General features: G+C 69.4%; 17 protein-coding genes. 14 read left to right on the top strand and 3 right to left on the bottom strand.

The features are described 5' to 3' along the window. Positions 1 to 87 precede the first annotated feature (87 nt). The 7 genes from soxZ to ACS5PM_RS16080 all read left to right on the top strand — a co-directional run bounded on the left by soxZ (position 88) and on the right by ACS5PM_RS16080 (position 5461). Positions 88 to 399 (top strand): thiosulfate oxidation carrier complex protein SoxZ, encoded by a 312-nt coding sequence (gene soxZ / locus ACS5PM_RS16110; protein ID WP_439388676.1) that lies wholly within the window; start codon positions 88 to 90, stop codon positions 397 to 399. Positions 400 to 430: 31 nt separating this feature from the next. Then, positions 431 to 1264, top strand: coding sequence for a sulfur oxidation c-type cytochrome SoxA (gene soxA / locus ACS5PM_RS16105; protein WP_439388675.1), 834 nt, complete (start codon positions 431 to 433; stop codon positions 1262 to 1264). 9 nt (positions 1265 to 1273) lie between these two features. Beyond that, positions 1274 to 1924 (top strand): sulfur oxidation c-type cytochrome SoxX, encoded by a 651-nt coding sequence (soxX, locus tag ACS5PM_RS16100; RefSeq protein WP_439388674.1) that lies wholly within the window; start codon positions 1274 to 1276, stop codon positions 1922 to 1924. A gap of 12 nt (positions 1925 to 1936) precedes the next feature. Beyond that, a complete protein-coding gene (gene soxB, locus ACS5PM_RS16095) occupies positions 1937 to 3676 on the top strand; it encodes a thiosulfohydrolase SoxB (RefSeq protein WP_439388673.1) in 1740 nt (579 codons plus the stop codon). Between the two features lie 6 nt (positions 3677 to 3682). After that, positions 3683 to 4660 (top strand): MBL fold metallo-hydrolase, encoded by a 978-nt coding sequence (locus ACS5PM_RS16090; RefSeq protein ID WP_439388672.1) that lies wholly within the window; start codon positions 3683 to 3685, stop codon positions 4658 to 4660. A gap of 65 nt (positions 4661 to 4725) precedes the next feature. Then, a complete protein-coding gene (locus tag ACS5PM_RS16085) occupies positions 4726 to 5058 on the top strand; it encodes a hypothetical protein (protein ID WP_439388671.1) in 333 nt (110 codons plus the stop codon). Between the two features lie 40 nt (positions 5059 to 5098). Further along, positions 5099 to 5461 (top strand): ArsR/SmtB family transcription factor, encoded by a 363-nt coding sequence (locus ACS5PM_RS16080; RefSeq protein ID WP_439388670.1) that lies wholly within the window; start codon positions 5099 to 5101, stop codon positions 5459 to 5461. A 1-nt stretch (position 5462) separates the two neighbouring features. On the opposite strand, the gene ACS5PM_RS16075 is transcribed toward ACS5PM_RS16080, so the two are convergent. Further along, entirely contained in the window at positions 5463 to 6578 is a 1116-nt protein-coding gene (locus tag ACS5PM_RS16075) for a YeeE/YedE family protein (protein ID WP_439388669.1), read from the bottom strand. A 137-nt stretch (positions 6579 to 6715) separates the two neighbouring features. Between ACS5PM_RS16075 and ACS5PM_RS16070 the strand changes: the two genes are divergently transcribed. From ACS5PM_RS16070 to ACS5PM_RS16055, 4 genes are all read left to right on the top strand, one after another. Continuing rightward, on the top strand, positions 6716 to 7780 hold the full coding sequence (locus tag ACS5PM_RS16070; protein WP_439388668.1) for a tartrate dehydrogenase: 1065 nt from the start codon (positions 6716 to 6718) through the stop codon (positions 7778 to 7780). Between the two features lie 59 nt (positions 7781 to 7839). Next, positions 7840 to 8616: a ferredoxin--NADP reductase gene (locus tag ACS5PM_RS16065; protein ID WP_439388667.1), complete on the top strand. Its 777-nt coding sequence runs from the start codon at positions 7840 to 7842 to the stop codon at positions 8614 to 8616. 161 nt (positions 8617 to 8777) lie between these two features. After that, positions 8778 to 9818 carry a M35 family metalloendopeptidase gene (locus ACS5PM_RS16060; RefSeq protein WP_439388666.1) on the top strand — a complete coding sequence of 347 codons (1041 nt, stop codon included), beginning with the start codon at positions 8778 to 8780 and terminating at the stop codon, positions 9816 to 9818. A 59-nt stretch (positions 9819 to 9877) separates the two neighbouring features. Continuing rightward, positions 9878 to 10342: a hypothetical protein gene (locus ACS5PM_RS16055; protein WP_439388665.1), complete on the top strand. Its 465-nt coding sequence runs from the start codon at positions 9878 to 9880 to the stop codon at positions 10340 to 10342. Here the strand turns inward: ACS5PM_RS16055 and ACS5PM_RS16050 are convergent. Next, a complete protein-coding gene (locus ACS5PM_RS16050) occupies positions 10329 to 11069 on the bottom strand; it encodes a siderophore-interacting protein (RefSeq protein ID WP_439388664.1) in 741 nt (246 codons plus the stop codon). The genes ACS5PM_RS16055 and ACS5PM_RS16050 overlap by 14 nt on opposite strands. A gap of 46 nt (positions 11070 to 11115) precedes the next feature. Next, positions 11116 to 12018 (bottom strand): 4-hydroxy-tetrahydrodipicolinate synthase, encoded by a 903-nt coding sequence (gene dapA / locus ACS5PM_RS16045; protein ID WP_439388663.1) that lies wholly within the window; start codon positions 12016 to 12018, stop codon positions 11116 to 11118. Positions 12019 to 12288: 270 nt separating this feature from the next. Between dapA and ACS5PM_RS16040 the strand changes: the two genes are divergently transcribed. The 3 genes from ACS5PM_RS16040 (at position 12289) to miaB (ending at position 15713) form a co-directional block, all read left to right on the top strand. Beyond that, entirely contained in the window at positions 12289 to 13800 is a 1512-nt protein-coding gene (locus tag ACS5PM_RS16040) for a protein adenylyltransferase SelO (RefSeq protein ID WP_439388662.1), read from the top strand. Positions 13801 to 13938: 138 nt separating this feature from the next. Beyond that, the gene (locus tag ACS5PM_RS16035; RefSeq protein WP_439388661.1) at positions 13939 to 14376 is read left to right on the top strand and encodes a hypothetical protein; all 438 of its coding nucleotides are present in this window, start codon (positions 13939 to 13941) and stop codon (positions 14374 to 14376) included. Further along, positions 14373 to 15713 (top strand): tRNA (N6-isopentenyl adenosine(37)-C2)-methylthiotransferase MiaB, encoded by a 1341-nt coding sequence (gene miaB, locus ACS5PM_RS16030; protein WP_439388660.1) that lies wholly within the window; start codon positions 14373 to 14375, stop codon positions 15711 to 15713. The genes ACS5PM_RS16035 and miaB overlap by 4 nt, the downstream gene beginning before the upstream one ends. The last annotated feature ends 2 nt before the right edge of the window (positions 15714 to 15715 follow it).

Raw genomic sequence — 15715 nt, 5'->3', positions numbered from 1 at the left:
CCCTGGAAGGGAGGCGGCTCCTGAGGAGCGCCTCGTGGGGGAATGACATGAATGCGAAATTGGTCAACGAAATCTGAGGAGCCTCGAATGGCAGATCCGATGCGCATACGCGCCCAATCCGCGGGCAACGCCGCCACCGTGCGGGTGCTGATGAGCCACGAGATGGAGACCGGCCTGCGCAAGGATGCCAACGGCGTCGCCATCCCGGCCTGGCACATCCGCGAAGTCAGTGCGGCCCTCAACGGCAAGACCGTCATGACCGCCCAGTGGGGTCCGTCGATCTCCAAGAATCCCTTCCTGCAGTTCAGCATCAAGGGCGCCAAGGCCGGCGACAAGGTGAGCATCACCTGGGTCGACAACAAGGGCGACCGCCGCACCGACGAAGCCGTTATCAGCTGACACTTTCCACCCCTCCCTTGCAGGAGACCGCGTGCAAGCATCCGTTTTCAAGACAGGCACCGCCGCCGCCCTGGGCGCCACGCTAGCGGCCCTGGGCCTGACCCTGGCCGCCGGCAGCGCACAAGGCCAGAAGAGCACTGCCGACGGCATCGCCGAATACCGCGCGATGCTGGCCGACGGCAATCCCGCCGAGCTGTTCGAGGCCCGGGGCGAGGCCCTGTGGAAGGAGCCGCGCGGGCCGAAGAACGCCTCGCTCGAGCGCTGCGACCTCGGCCTCGGCCCGGGCGTGGTCAAGGGTGCCTGGGTGCAGCTGCCTCGCTGGTTCCCCGACACCAAGCGCGTGCAGGACCTCGAATCGCGCCTGCTGACCTGCATGGAGACGCTGCAGGGCATCGCCGCCGAGGAGGTCGCGAAGTCGCCCTTCGGCAAGGGCGAGCAGAAGTCGATGGAGGCGCTGGCGGCGTGGATCTCCGCCGAGTCGCGTGGGCTGCGCATGAACCTGCCGCAGGCCCACCCGGAAGAAAAGCGCATGTACGCCCTGGGCGAAAAGGCCTTCTACTTCCGCGGCGGGCCGATGGACTTCTCCTGCGCGACCTGCCATGGCGAATCGGGCAAGCGCATCCGCCTGCAGGACCTGCCCGACCTGCGCACCAACCCGGGCGACGGCATAGGCTTCGCGGCCTGGCCGGCCTACCGGGTCTCCAGCGGCGAGCTGTGGACCATGCAGCGCCGGCTGAACGACTGCTACCGCCAGCAGCGCTTCCCCTACCCCGGCTACGCGTCGGACGTCACCATTGCCTTGGGTGTCTTCATGGGCGTCAACGCCAAGGGCGCCGAGTCCATCGCACCATCGCTCAAGCGCTGAGGAAAGCACATGACGCCACGACACCTCCCACGCGCCGGCCTGGCACTGATTGCTGCAGCCGTGATGGGCTGCGCCACCGGGCCCAGCTCGGAGCAGATGGACCGGGACTTCCAGGCCATGATGAAGGCCTCCTTCCGCAGCGAGGGCATCGCCACGGTGGACCGCATCGAGCAGGATGCCGACCAGGCCGCCTGCTCTGCGGCACACCAGGCCAATGCCAGCGACACGCAGCGCATCGAGGCCGAAGCCCGCGCCACCATCCGGCCGCCCGGCGATGGCAAGTACCTCGGTGACTGGCGCGAGGGCGAGAAGCTGGCCCAGAACGGCCGCGGCATGACCTGGACCGACAAGAGCGCCGACCCAGCCGGCAACGGCGCCAGCTGCTACAACTGCCACCAGATCAACAAGGCCGAGATCTCCTTCGGCACCATAGGACCGAGCCTGTACCAGTACGGCAAGCTGCGCGGGGTGACCAACCCGGCCGACCCCGCCGCGCTGCCGATGCTGCAGTACACCTGGGGCAAGCTCAACAACTCCTGGGCGTACAAGGCCTGCTCCAACATGCCGCGCTTCGGCCACAAGGGCCTGCTCAACGAGATGCAGCTCAAGCACCTGATGGCGCTGCTGCTGGATCCCCAGTCGCCGGTCAACGCGCAGTAGGCCTTGGCCGGTATGGGAATCAGCAGGCGGGACTTCCTCCAGGTCCTGGGCGCGGCCTCGGCCGCCGGCATGGGACTGGCGCGCTGGGCCGAGGCCGATGCCGCCACCGCGAGCGAGGGGCTGTACGAAGCGCCGCGCTTCGGCAGCGTCTCGTTCCTGCACATGACCGACTGCCATGCGCAGTTGAAGCCGCTGAGCTTTCGCGAGCCGAGCGTCAACCTCGGTGTCGGTTCGATGCTGGGGCAGTGGCCGCACCTGGTCGGAGACGCGCTGCTGCAACGCGCGGCCCTGCGGCCGGGCACCGAGCTGGCGCATGCCTACACCTGCCTCGATTTCGAGCAAGCCGCGCGCCGCTACGGCCGGGTCGGCGGCTTCGCCCACCTCGCCACCCTGGTGAAGCGGCTCAAGGCCAGCCGCCCGGGCGCCCTGCTGCTCGACGGCGGCGACACCTGGCAGGGTTCGGCCACCTCGCTGTGGACCGAGGCGCAGGACATGGTCGAGGCCGCCAAGCTCCTCGGCGTGGACGTGATGACCGGGCACTGGGAATTCACCTACGGCATGGAGCGCGTCCGGGAGATCGTCGAGAAGGATCTCAAGGGTCGCATCAGCTTCCTCGCGCAGAACGTGAAGACCGCCGACTTCGGCGACCCGGAGTTCGAGTCACACCTGATGCGCGAGATCAACGGCGTGCCCTGCGCCATCATCGGCCAGGCCTTCCCCTACACGCCCATCGCCAACCCGCGCTACTTCGTCGCCGACTGGACCTTCGGCATCCAGGAAGAGCCCCTGCAGAAGCTCGTCGACCAGGTGCGCGCCAAGGGGGCGCAGGTGGTGGTCCTGCTCAGCCACAACGGCATGGACGTGGACCTGAAGATGGCCAGCCGCGTGCGCGGCATCGATGCCATCTTCGGCGGCCACACCCACGATGGGGTGCCGGTGGCCATCCCGGTCGCCAATGCGGGCGGCAAGACGCTGGTCACCAACGCCGGCTCGAACGGCAAGTTCCTCGGCGTGATGGACTTCGAGCTCAAGGGCGGCCGCGTCGCCGACTTCCGCTACCGGCTGCTACCGGTGTTCTCGAACCAGTTGCCCGCCGACCCGGCGATGGAAGCGTTGATCGCCAAGGTCCGTGCGCCCTACGAGGCTCGACTGGCCGACAAGCTCGCCGTCAGCGACGGGCTGCTTTACCGGCGCGGCAACTTCAACGGCAGCTGGGACCAGCTGATCTGCGATGCGTTGATGGAGGTGCAAGGCGCCGACATCGCCTTCTCGCCGGGTTTCCGCTGGGGCACGACGCTGCTGCCGGGCGAGGTGATCACCCGCGAGGCGATGATGGACCAGCTGGCGATCACCTACCCCTACGCGACCGTCAGCGAGATGAGCGGCGAGACGATCAAGACGGTGCTCGAGGACGTCTGCGACAACCTGTTCAACCCTGATCCGTACTACCAGCAGGGCGGCGACATGGTGCGCGTTGGCGGCCTGAGCTACACCTGCACGCCGGGCGAGGCGATGGGCCGGCGCATCGACAACATGCGGCTGAAGGGCAAGCCGATCGAGGCGGGCAAGACCTACAAGGTCGCCGGCTGGGCGCCCGTGGCCGAGGCCGCACGCACGGCGCCTGGAACGCGGCCGGTCTGGGAAGTGGTCGAGCCGTGGCTCAAGTCGCAGCCCGGCGGCCGCGTGAAGCCGCGTGCGCTGAACACGCCCACCCTGGTCGGCGTGGCGGGCAACCCCGGCCTGATGGGCTGACGCGCCATGGTCTCGCGGCGCTGCGTGCTCTGCCGTGGGGCGGCAGCGCTGCTGCTCGGCCCGGCCAGTGCAGCCCCGGCCGAGACCGAGGTGGCGACCATCGAGATGCGGCCGGTGCAGCTGGCCGAGGGCGCGTGGTTCGTGCAAGGCGAAGCGGCGCTGGGCTCGGCGGCCAACCAGAACTTCATCTCCAACGCCGGCTTCGTCGTCACGCCCGCCGGCGTGGTGGTGATCGACGCGCTCGGCTCGCCGCCGCTCGCGCGCCGGCTGCTGGCGGAGATCCGGCGGATCACCCCGCAGCCGATCCGCTACGTCATCGCCACGCACTACCACGCCGACCACATCTATGGCCTGCAGGTGTTCAAGCAGGCCGGCGCCACCATCCTGGCCCATACCGCGGCGCGCGAGTACCTCGCCTCGGACGCCGCCCGGCAGCGCCTGGCCGCGAGCCGGCAAGACCTGTTTCCCTGGGTCGACGAGAACACCCGGCTCGTCGAACCCGACCGCTGGCTCGGCGTCCCGGACCCGAAAGCGGACACCACCCTGGAGCTGGGCGGCGTGCGCCTGCTCATTCGCCCTGTCGGGCCGGCGCACACGCCGGAGGACCTCGTCGTCTACCTGCCGGACCGCGGCGTGCTCTACGGCGGCGACCTGCTCTTTCGCGGCCGCATCCCCTTCGTCGGCCAGGCCGACAGCCGCGCCTGGATAGAGGCGCTGGACCGGCTGCTGAGCTTGAAGCCCAAGGTGCTGGTGCCCGGCCACGGCGCGGCTTCGACCGACCCGGTGGCCGACATCACGCTGACCCGCGACTACCTGCAGTACCTGCGCGACCGCATGGGCGCCGCGGCCCGCGAGATGGAGCCTTTCGAAGAGGCCTATGCGCGCACCGACTGGAGCCGCTTCGCCGGGTTGCCGCTGTTCCAGGCGGCCAACCGCATCAACGCCTACAACACGTACCTGCTGATGGAGCACCAAGGTCGCTGATGCCGCCACCGCACGCGGCGCATACTGCCCCTGGTTCTCGTCACATGCCGCGAAGGAGTGCTGCCATGCCACTGCGCCGCCACGGATCCATCGCCGCCGCCGCGGTGTTCGCCGCCGGCGTGACCAGCGCCATGTCGGCCGCGCCGCCGCCCTTTGAGGGCGCCGACCTCCAGCTCGGCGAGCGCCTGATCCAGGAGCACCGCTGCAACCAATGCCATGCCCGGAAGGTGGGCGGCGATGGGCAGGCGATCTACCGGCCGCAGGGCCGCATCAACACGCCTTCGGCCTTGCGCACCATGGTCGAGTACTGCAGCACCGAGCTGAAGCTGCAGCTCTTTCCCGAGGACCTGGACGCGATCGCCGCGGTGCTCAACCGGGACCACTACCACTTCCGTTGATGCGTATCGGTACATGAGCACACGCTCATAGAATCGCCTCATGCCGCTGCCGACCTCGCCCGACCAGGACGCCGTCTTCGAGTCGGTCGCCGAGCTTTTCTCGCTGCTTTCGACCCCCGTGCGGCTGAAGATCATCAGCGCCTTGTGCCAAGGCGAGAAGAACGTCTCGCAGCTGCTGGAGCAGATCGAGACCACGCAGCCCAACATGTCGCAGCACCTGTCCACGCTGTACCGGGCCGGGGTGCTTGGCCGCCGGCGCGACTCGACGCAGATCTACTACCGGCTGCAGTGCGAGCGCGTCGCCACGCTGTGCCGCGCGGTGTGCACCCAGGTCGCGATCGAGCTGGACCCGCAGGCCGAAGTCCCGCCGCAAGAGCGCCTGCTGCCGGCCGGCGGCCGCTGATTCAGGCGGAGCGTTCCAGCCGCCACTCCTGGTAGCGCAGGCCCAGCAGCGCGCCGCCCACGAGCGCGGCCAGCGCCAGCAAGCTGCCCACCGAAAGCGTGGAGACGCCCGACAGGCCCTGGCCGATGGTGCAGCCCAGCGCCAGCACGCCGCCCACGCCCATCAGAGCGCCCCCCGTGAGGTGGTGCGCGGTGTCGCTCGCGCTCGCGAATCCCTCCCAGCGGAACTCGCGCCGCGCCAGCGCCATCGCCCACGCACCGGCCGCGATGCCCGCCACGGCGGCGATGCCCAGCGTCAGCTTCATCGAGGCGTCGCTGGTGTACAGCAGCCATTCGAGCGCATAGGCCACCGGCCCGACGGCGCTCAGCGCCTCCATGCGGTGCGAGTTCGTGGCGAGGAAGGCCTCCTCCAGCGTGCGCGGGTCCTCCACCAGATGGCCATAGCGCCCGCTGGCCCACCACAGCGCGACGATCACCAGCCCGATGCCCACGCCACCCGACCACACCGCGCCGCCTCGCCCCTCCGGCCTTCGCAGCACCCAGCCGATCAGCGCCAGGCCGATGAGCGTGCCCAGCACCGCGGCCACGCGCGGCACCGGCCAGCCGCTGCCCGCCGCGAGCAGCGACGGCAGGTCCTGGCTGGTGGGCAGGTCGATCGCCACGCGGTCGATGGTGGCGACGCGCCAGGTCGCGGTCAGTCCCTTCAGCGTTGCGAAGGCAGCCACCGCCAGCACCAGCAGCACGACAAGCGACTTGAGGTTGCCGCCGCCGAGCCGGACCAGGTTGCGGCTGCCGCAGCCCGAGGCGATGACCATGCCGAAGCCGAAGAGCAGGCCGCCCAGCAGCATCGAGGCCCAGGCCAGGTGCGGGCCGGCGTACAGGCTCTTGCCCGCCTCCACCCAGCCCAGTGCCACCATGCCGTTGAAGCCGAGGATGGCCACCGCGATGGCCAGGACCCACATGCGCATTCGCGTCCAGTCGCCCATGGTCATGATGTCGGCCACCGCGCCCATGGTGCAGAAGTGCGTGCGCTGGGCGATGGCGCCGAAGGCCGCGCCCAGCGCGAAGGCCATCCACACCACTTGGCGCGCGATCAGGTCGGGGTCGATTTCGGGCATCGGGCGATTGTGGCTCGGGGCCTCACGGTCCTCGCGAAGGCGCGTGCGGCAGAGGCCACGCCCTGCTGCGGGGTCAGGGAACCGCGGTATGGTGGCCACGGCTCGGTCCACTGAAACTTCACCCGCCTCGAGACACCATGAGCAAGACCTATCGCATCGCCGCCATCCCCGGTGACGGCATCGGCAAGGAAGTGATGCCCGAGGGCCTGCGGGTCCTGCAGGCCGCCGCCAGTCGCTTCGGCTTCCGGCTCGAGACGACGCCGATCGAGTGGGCTTCCTGTGACTACTACCTGCAGCACGGCGCGATGATGCCGGCCGACTGGAAGGAGCAGTTGCAGGGCCAGGACGCGATCTACTTCGGCGCCGCCGGCTGGCCGGCCACGGTGCCCGACCACATCTCGCTGTGGGGCTCGCTGCTGAAGTTCCGGCGCGAGTTCGACCAGTACATCAACCTGCGGCCGGTGCGCCTGTTCGAAGGCGTGCCCTGCCCGCTGGCCGGGCGCCAGCCTGGCGACATCGACTACTTCGTCGTGCGCGAGAACACCGAGGGCGAGTACACCAACCTCGGAGGCGTGATGTACGCCGGCACCGAGCGCGAGATCGTGATCCAGGAGTCGGTCTACTCGCGCTTCGGCGCCGATCGGGTGCTGAAGTACGCCTTCGAGCTGGCGAATTCGCGCCCGCGCCGGCAGCTCACCGTCGCGACCAAGAGCAACGGCATCGCCATCAGCATGCCGTGGTGGGATGCGCGCGCCGACGAGGTCGGCCGGCAGTACCCGCAAGTGAAGGTCGACAAGCAGCACATCGACATCCTTTCGGCCCGCTTCGTGCTGCAGCCCCAGCGCTTCGACGTGGTGGTGGCCACCAACCTGTTCGGCGACATCCTGAGCGACCTGGGGCCGGCCACCACCGGAACGATAGGCCTGGCGCCTTCGGCCAACCTGAACCCCGAGCGCAAGTTCCCCTCGCTCTTCGAGCCCGTACACGGCTCGGCACCCGACATCTACGGCAGGAACATCGCCAACCCGGTGGCCATGATCTGGTCGGGCGCGCTGATGCTGGAGTTCCTCGGCGAGAAGGCCGCGCACGACGCGATCCTCAAGGCCATCGAGACGGTGCTGGCCGAGGGTCCTCGTACCGGCGACCTGGGTGGAACGGCGTCTACCACCGAGATGGGTGAGGCCATCGCGAAGCTGGTGTAATTGCGGGCTCCCATCCTGCTGCGGCGCAGCTCAACTCGCAGCGCCGCCACCTCTTCAAGATGAGTGCCTACAGCACCGAGAAGGTCACCCACGTCCACCACTGGAACGAGTCGCTGTTCACCTTCCAGTGCACGCGCGACGCGGCCCTGCGCTTCGACAGCGGCCAGTTCGTGATGATCGGCCTGATGGTCGACGGCAAGCCGCTGATGCGCGCCTACAGCGTGGCCAGCGCGCACTACGACGAGCGGCTGGAGTTCTTCAGCATCAAGGTGCCCAACGGCCCGCTCACATCGCGCCTGCAGCACCTGCGCGTGGGTGACTCGGTGCTGGTAGGTCGCAAGGCCCACGGCACGCTGCTTATCGACGACGTGCTTCCCGGCAAGCACCTCTACCTCTTCGGCACCGGCACCGGCCTCGCGCCCTTCCTCAGCATCATCAAGGACCCGGTGGCCTACGAGCGCTACGAGAAGGTCGTCCTGGTGCACGGCGTGCGCACCAAGAGCGAGCTGGCCTACGCGCAGATGATCGAAGAGGAGCTGCCCGGCAACGAGTTCTTCGGCGAGGACGTCCGGGCCAAGCTCGTCTACTACCCCACCGTCACCCGCGAACCCTTCAAGAACCAGGGCCGGCTGACGGACCTGATGCACAGCAACAAGCTGTTCAACGACATCGGCCTGCCGCCGCTCGACCCGAAGGCCGACCGCGCCATGATCTGCGGCAGCCCGAGCATGCTCAAGGACACCTGCGCCCTGCTCGACGAGTACGGCCTGAAGGTGTCGCCGCGCCTGGGCGAGCCGGGCGACTACGTGTTCGAGCGCGCCTTCGTCGAGCGCTGAACACGCGATCTCTCTCCGGCAGAGATTCGGTCAAGATTGATCAACGGCAGGGGTACATCCTGCTGTTGCGGCATGGGGCCTGCTCCTAGATTTCGCGCGGCCGCGGCTCACGAAGCCCGGCTGCGTGTGTCACAACGACTGACAACGTTAGGAGAAATCCCATGCATCGAATGGCAGGTTGGATGATTTGCGTGCTGGCGCTCGCCTGCGCCACGAGCGCCCAGGCCGGCGCGAAGGACAAACTGGCGGTGCAGCTCTCGCTGCCGAACCCGGTCGTCCAGGGCGACGCCGAAGTGCTGGTCGACGTCGCCGTCACCAACAAGGGCTCGCACGCGGTGAAGGTGCTCAAGTGGCAGTTGCCGTCCAGCGGCCTGCAGGGCAAGTTGTTCGAGGTGACGAAGGAGGACGGCAGCCCGGCGCGCTATGTGGGCCCGCTGATCAAGCGCGCGTCCCCCAGGGCCGAGGACTACGTCACCATCGCAGCCGGCGCGACGCTGAACTTCCAGGTCGACCTGGGTCGTTCGTTCGACCTGACGGACGGCCGCTATGCCGTCAGCTACCTCGGCCGGGGCCGGCACGGCAACGAGGCCGAGGTCGCGTCGAAACGCGCCGTGCAGCTGTGGACCTCGGGCCGCAGCGCCCTGCAGCGCCACGACGAGCAGGAGAAGGTCCGCGCGCAGGCCGCGACCATCACCTACACCGGCTCCTGCACCTCGTCCGAGAAGTCCACGCTGGCCAGCGCGGTGAGCGCGGCCACCACCTACGCCACCAACTCGTACAACTACCTCACGGGCATCTCCGCGAGCACGCCGCGCTACCTGAAGTGGTTCGGCACCTACTCTGCCACCCGCAAGAGCACGGTGCAGACCCACTACGCCAACGAGGTAACGGCCTTCACCACCAAGACCATCACCCTCGACTGCTCGTGCAACGACACCGACACCTTCGCCTATGTCTACCCTGACTCGCCCTACAAGATCTACGTCTGCGGCGCCTTCTGGGGGGCACCCATGACGGGAACCGATTCGAAGGGCGGCACGCTCGTGCACGAGATGTCACACTTCACCGTGGTGGCGGGCACCGACGACTGGGCCTACGGGCAGACGGCCGCGGCGGCCCTGGCCAAGTCGAGCCCGACCAAGGCCGTCGACAACGCCGACAGCCACGAGTACTTCGCGGAAAACAACCCTTACCTCAACTGATGATGAACCGGCGGTCTGCGCTCCTGCTCGCGTGCGGCGCAGCCGCCTGGTCCCTCGCCATGCCCACCTTGGCCGCTCCCGCGCTGCGCTGTGCCGTCGAAGCCCCGGCCCGCGTGGCGGCCGGCCACTCGGTGGTGCTGCGCTTCACGCTGAGCAACCCGGGCCCTGCGCCGCTGCAGGTCCTGAAATGGAACACGCCGTTCGAGGGTTCATGGCTCGCGCCCTTCATCGAGCTCCAGCGCGATGGGCGGCCGGTGCCCTACCAGGGTCCCATGGTCAAGCGCGCCGAACCCCAGGCCGAGAGCTACCTGCGCCTGGAGCCCCGGGGCTCGGTCAGCGCCGAGATCGAGCTGGCCCCGGCCTTCGATGTTTCGGTGCCGGGCCGCTACCGCGTGCAGCCGAAGCTGCACATCGTCGACCTGCACGTGGCCCATGCCGGGCCGGTGGAGCGGCCGCGCGCCGAGCACCAGGGCGTGGATATCGCCTGCCCGGCCGTGCAGTTCGAGGTGCTCATCCCGCGCTAGCTTCGCTCTCGCCGCTGCCGGCGGCGCCGCGCTTCCAGTAGGCCGCAGCGCGGATCGCCCGCTTGTCGTGGCCCTTTTCGTCGACGAGGATGCGCCGCAGCTCCGCCATCGTCGCGGCCTCGCCCGCAGCCCACACATAGCCCTCGCCGGCCGGCAGCGTGAGGGCGCGGATCGCAGCCAGGCAGGCCGCGTCGTCGTCGACCCAGCGGAGCGTCAGGTCGGCATCGGTGCGAGGCGGGCGGCGGTCGGCCTCGTCGGGCACCTGCAGGATGGCGTGGGCGCGGGTGCCTGCAGGCAACTCCTCCAGCCGTCGCGCGATGGCAGGCAATGCGGTCTCGTCGCCGACCAGCAGGTGCCAGTCGTAGTCGGTCGGGATGATGAAGGAGCCGCGCGGGCCGGCGATGCGCAACGGCTGGCCTGGTTGCGCCAGCTCTGCCCAGGTGGCCGCGGGGCCGTCCCCATGCAGCACGAACTCGATCACCAGCTCGCGTGCCTCGTTGTCGAAGCGCCGTGGGGTGTAGTCGCGCCGCGCCGGGTCTTCCTCTCCCGTGTCGATGAAGACCTTGACGTGGTCGTCGAAGGACGGGCTGACGAAGTCGGACAGCGAATCGCCGCCGAGGGTGACGGCCACGAGGTGGGGCGACAGGCGTTCGACCTGCCGCACCTCGAGGTCGCGGTATTTCAGTTCGTGGCGAACGCGCTGCACGCGGCCGAGGATGCTGCTCATGCGTCCATGATGCCGCGGCGCGCTTGACCTTCCGCCGTTTGCGGTATCACGCCGTATCGAAGCGGGCCTCGATGGCGGAGAGGCGTTCGCGCAGTGCAGGCGATGCAGCCGTCAACGGCGCGCGCAGCTCGTCGCTCATCCGCCCCTGCTGCGCGAGCACCGCCTTCAGCGGCCCCGGGTTGGGCTCGGTGAACAGCGCCTCGATCAATGGCACCAGCGGCTGCCAGGCCGCACGGGCCTCGTGCAGTTCGCCTCTCGCCAGGGCGTGAAGCACCGCGACGAAGCGGGCGGCGTGCAGATGTGCGCTGGCCGCGATCGCGCCGGCGCCACCGAGCGCCACGGTGGCGAAGATCTGCAGGTCCTCGCCGGCCAGGACTGCGAGGCGGCCATCGGCGATCAGGGCCTGCGTCCTGGCCGCGTCGCCCCCGCAGTCCTTCACCGCCCCGATGTTGGGATGGGCGGCCAGGGCCAGCATCGTCTCCCGCGCGATCACCGCGCCGGTCCGGTAGGGGATGTCGTACACGATGAGCGGCAGCTCGCTCGCATCGGCCAGCGTCTCGAACCAGTGGCGAAGGCCCTCCTGCGACGGGCGCACGTAGTGCGGCGCGGGCACCAGCAGGCCGCAGAGCCCCGGCACCTGCGATCGCGCGAGTGCCGACAGAGACTGCACCCAGGACCGGGTCTGGCCGAGGTGGTAGCCGCTCAGGCCCATCACGAGGGGCCGGCCGAGCGCGTGCCGCGAGACGGTGGCCAGGCAAGCCAGTTGCTCGTCCTCGTCCATCGCGGCCGCCTCGCCGGTGGAGCCGCAGACCACGAAGCCATTGACGCCGTCGTTGGCGATGGAGCGCGTGAGCGCCGCGAGCGCCTCGTGGTCCACCGCGCCGCCACGAAACGGCGTGACGAGCGGCACCCAGAGGCCCGAGAAGGCGGAAGGGGAATGCGTTGGCATGAAGCGTCCTTTGAGGTTGACCGAGGGTTCAACCGCCGAGGGACGCACGAGGGAACAAGGCACAGTCGCCGCCGGCCCGGCCGGCTCCGTCGCTCATCCGACGACGGCAGCCGCAGCTCCGGTCAGATGAGCCGGGCTTTTTCTTTTTTCGACGCGCGCACGCCGGCCGCCGAGGCGGGAGGGACGTGCGGGCTGGGCGACATGCGGCGACTCTATCAGTCCGAGACACCTGGGCGGACGAGGCCACCCCGATCGCGGCACACTCGGGCGATGCCATCCTTCGGATTCGACAACACCTACGCCCGCGAGCTGCCCGGCTTCTATGCCGCCGTGCAGCCCGCCTCAGCGCCCGCGCCACGGTTGCTATTCCTCAACGAGCCGCTGGCGCTCGAGCTCGGCCTCGATCCCGCTGCACTGCGCGAGGCGGACGGCGCTGACCTCTTTGCCGGCAACGTGCTGCCCGACGACGCCCAGCCCATCGCCCAGGCCTATGCGGGCCACCAGTTCGGCGGCTTCTCGCCGCAGCTGGGTGACGGCCGCGCGCTGCTGCTGGGCGAGGTGATAGACCGCACCGGCCAGCGGCGCGACATCGCCTTCAAGGGCTCGGGCCGCACGCCGTTTTCCCGCGGCGGCGATGGCAAGGCCGCGATCGGGCCGATGCTGCGCGAGGTGCTGATCGGCGAAGCGATGCACGCGCTGGGCATCCCCACCACCCGGGCGCTGGCCGTGGCGGCGACCGGCGACATGGTCTACCGCGAGATCCCGTTGCCCGGCGCCGTGCTCACCCGGGTGGCGGCCAGCCACCTGCGGGTCGGGACCTTCCAGTTCTTTGCCTCGCGCGGGCAGCTCGACCAGCTGCGCCGGCTGGCCGACTACACCATCGCGCGCCATGACCCGGAGCTCGCCGGCGCGTCCCAGCGCGAGCTCGGCCTGCTGCGCGCCGTGGCCCGGCGCCAGGCTTCGCTCATCGCCCAGTGGATGAACGTGGGCTTCATCCACGGCGTGATGAACACCGACAACATGGCGCTGTCGGGCGAGACCATCGACTACGGACCCTGTGCCTTCATGGAGGCCTACGACCCGGGCGCGGTCTTCAGCAGCATCGACCATGGCGGCCGCTACGCCTACGCCAACCAGCCGCTCATCGCGCGTTGGAACCTCGCACGCTTCGCCGAGACCTTGCTGCCACTGATGGCACCGGCCGACGACGAGGCGGCGATCCAGCAGGCGGTAGGCGCCGTGATGGAAGTCATCGATGCATTCCCTTCGATGCACGCGGTTGCCCTGCTTCGCGGCCAGCGCCTCAAGCTGGGCCTGTTCGCAGCCACCCCGACGGACGACACGGTGGATGCGGCCCTGGCCGAGGACTGGCTCGGGCTGCTGCACGCGCAGGCCATCGACTTCACCCTGGCCTGGCGGCTCCTGGCCGACGCCGCCGTGGGTGACGGCGCCAAGCTCCAGGCCCTGTTCGCGGACACCGCCCCGCTGCAGGCCTGGCTCGCCCGCTGGCGCGAGCGCTGCGCGCGCGACGAGGCCGCCGGTGGCCCGCGCCCCACCGAGCGGGCTTCGCGCATGCGCCAGGCGAGCCCGTGGATCATCCCGCGCAACCACCGGGTGGAGGAGGCACTCAACGCCGCCATGCATGAGGGCGACCTCGTCCCCTTCGAGCGGTTGCTGGCCGCCGTTCGCCGCCCGTTCGACGACGACCCATCGCTCGCGCCCTTCGCGGAACCGGCGCCACCCGAGGTCACCGCCGGCTTCCGGACCTTCTGCGGGACCTGACGACGCCGAGGGCGGATCTCGTCTTGCCCGCATCCATCAACGGGCTCGAAGCAGTGACGAAGTAGCGCGCGGGACGCGGCGTGCCAGGCCCCCCGCCGGCTAAAATCCGACCCTTTCCACAGCCCCTGGCTCTACACCATGCAACGCTGTGCCGACCGCGCCGCACCCACCGCCGGCGCCTCGCGCCGTCTCCTGCTCTCCTCGCTGGGCGCCGCTTGCCTGGCCGTGGCCCTGCCCGCCCAGGCGCAGATGCAGGCGCAATTGCGCCGCTTCCCGAGGACCGCGCTGCGCGGCGAGATCGCCTTTGGCGGCTGGCCCCAGATCGAGCTCAATGGCCAGCCGGCGCAGCTGTCGCCCGGTTCGCGCGTGCGCGACCTGCGCAACATGGTGGCCCTGCCCGGTGCGCTGGCGGGCAACAAGTACGTCGTGAACTTCACCATCGACTCGATGGGCCTGGTGCACGAAGTGTGGATCCTCAGGCCCGACGAGATCGCCATGCAGCCCTGGCCGCGCACGCCGGCCGAAGCGCAGGCCTGGACCTTCGACGAGAGCGCGCAGGCCTGGAGAAAGCCATGAGCAAGAAGGTCTACATCCGCACGTTCGGCTGCCAGATGAACGAGTACGACTCGGACAAGATGGCCGACGTGCTGCGCGCCGCCGAAGGCTACGAGCCGACCACCGACGTCGAGCAGGCCGACCTGGTGCTCTACAACACCTGCTCGGTGCGCGAGAAGGCCGCCGAGAAGGTGTTCTCCGACCTCGGCCGCATCAAGCACCTGAAGAAGAAGGGCGTGCTGATAGGCGTCGGCGGCTGCGTGGCCAGCCAGGAGGGCGCGGCCATCATCGAGCGCGCGCCCTACGTCGACCTGGTGTTCGGCCCGCAGACCCTGCACCGCCTGCCGCAGATGATCGCCCAGCGCCAGCAGCAGCAGCGACCGCAGGTCGACATCAGCTTTCCCGAGATCGAGAAGTTCGACCACCTGCCGCCGGCCCGCGTCGAAGGCGCCTCGGCCTTCGTCTCGATCATGGAGGGTTGCTCCAAGTACTGCACCTACTGCGTGGTGCCGTATACCCGCGGCGAAGAGGTCTCGCGCCCCTTCGAGGACGTGCTGACCGAAGTCGCCGGCCTGGCCGACCAGGGCGTGAAGGAAATCACGCTGCTCGGCCAGAACGTGAACGCCTACCGCGGCGCCATGGGCGACTCCAGCGAAATCGCGGATTTCGCCCTGCTGCTCGAGTACGTCGCCGAGATCCCCGGCATCGAGCGCATCCGCTACACGACCAGCCACCCGAACGAGTTCACCCAGCGCCTGATCGACGCCTACGGGCGCATCCCGCAGCTGGTGAACCACCTGCACCTGCCGGTGCAGCACGGCTCGGACCGCATCCTGGCGGCCATGAAGCGCGGCTACACCTCGCTCGAGTACAAGAGCACCATCCGCAAGCTGCGCGCGGTGCGGCCGGAGATCTCGCTGAGCTCCGACTTCATCGTCGGCTTCCCCGGTGAGACCGAGGAAGACCACGCGAAGACGATGAAGCTGATCGACGACATCGGCTTCGATGCCTCGTTCAGCTTCATCTACAGCCCTCGGCCCGGCACCCCGGCAGCCGCGCTGCACGACGACACGCCGCACGAGGCCAAGCTGGCCCGGCTGCAGGCGCTGCAGGCGAAGCTGGAGGAAAACGTCCGCCGCTATAGCGCGGCCCGCGTGGGCACGGTGCAGCGCATCCTCGTCGAGGGCCCTTCGCGCAAGAGCGCCGCCGAGTTGATGGGCCGCACCGAGTGCAACCGCATCGTCAACTTCGCCGGCGCGGCGCGGCTGGTCGGGCAAATGGTCGAGGTGACCATCACCGAAGCGTTGCCGCACTCGCTGCGCGGCGAGGTGGTGACCGCCGAAACCCTGTCGGCCTGAGC

Source organism: Ideonella flava (assembly GCF_051857595.1).
Classification (GTDB): Bacteria; Pseudomonadota; Gammaproteobacteria; order Burkholderiales; family Burkholderiaceae_C; genus Ideonella.
Note: the sequence above shows the minus strand (reverse complement) of the source record. Positions and strands in the feature narration are given on the sequence as shown.

Coding starts and splice junctions, on each gene's coding strand:
- soxZ (WP_439388676.1), top strand. CDS start 88: ATGGCAGATCCGATGCGCATACGCGCCCAATCCGCGGGCAACGCCGCC.
- soxX (WP_439388674.1), top strand. CDS start 1,274: ATGACGCCACGACACCTCCCACGCGCCGGCCTGGCACTGATTGCTGCA.
- soxB (WP_439388673.1), top strand. CDS start 1,937: ATGGGAATCAGCAGGCGGGACTTCCTCCAGGTCCTGGGCGCGGCCTCG.
- ACS5PM_RS16090 (WP_439388672.1), top strand. CDS start 3,683: ATGGTCTCGCGGCGCTGCGTGCTCTGCCGTGGGGCGGCAGCGCTGCTG.
- ACS5PM_RS16085 (WP_439388671.1), top strand. CDS start 4,726: ATGCCACTGCGCCGCCACGGATCCATCGCCGCCGCCGCGGTGTTCGCC.
- ACS5PM_RS16080 (WP_439388670.1), top strand. CDS start 5,099: ATGCCGCTGCCGACCTCGCCCGACCAGGACGCCGTCTTCGAGTCGGTC.
- ACS5PM_RS16075 (WP_439388669.1), bottom strand. CDS start 6,578: ATGCCCGAAATCGACCCCGACCTGATCGCGCGCCAAGTGGTGTGGATG.
- ACS5PM_RS16070 (WP_439388668.1), top strand. CDS start 6,716: ATGAGCAAGACCTATCGCATCGCCGCCATCCCCGGTGACGGCATCGGC.
- ACS5PM_RS16065 (WP_439388667.1), top strand. CDS start 7,840: ATGAGTGCCTACAGCACCGAGAAGGTCACCCACGTCCACCACTGGAAC.
- ACS5PM_RS16060 (WP_439388666.1), top strand. CDS start 8,778: ATGCATCGAATGGCAGGTTGGATGATTTGCGTGCTGGCGCTCGCCTGC.
- ACS5PM_RS16055 (WP_439388665.1), top strand. CDS start 9,878: ATGCCCACCTTGGCCGCTCCCGCGCTGCGCTGTGCCGTCGAAGCCCCG.
- ACS5PM_RS16050 (WP_439388664.1), bottom strand. CDS start 11,069: ATGAGCAGCATCCTCGGCCGCGTGCAGCGCGTTCGCCACGAACTGAAA.
- dapA (WP_439388663.1), bottom strand. CDS start 12,018: ATGCCAACGCATTCCCCTTCCGCCTTCTCGGGCCTCTGGGTGCCGCTC.
- ACS5PM_RS16040 (WP_439388662.1), top strand. CDS start 12,289: ATGCCATCCTTCGGATTCGACAACACCTACGCCCGCGAGCTGCCCGGC.
- ACS5PM_RS16035 (WP_439388661.1), top strand. CDS start 13,939: ATGCAACGCTGTGCCGACCGCGCCGCACCCACCGCCGGCGCCTCGCGC.
- miaB (WP_439388660.1), top strand. CDS start 14,373: ATGAGCAAGAAGGTCTACATCCGCACGTTCGGCTGCCAGATGAACGAG.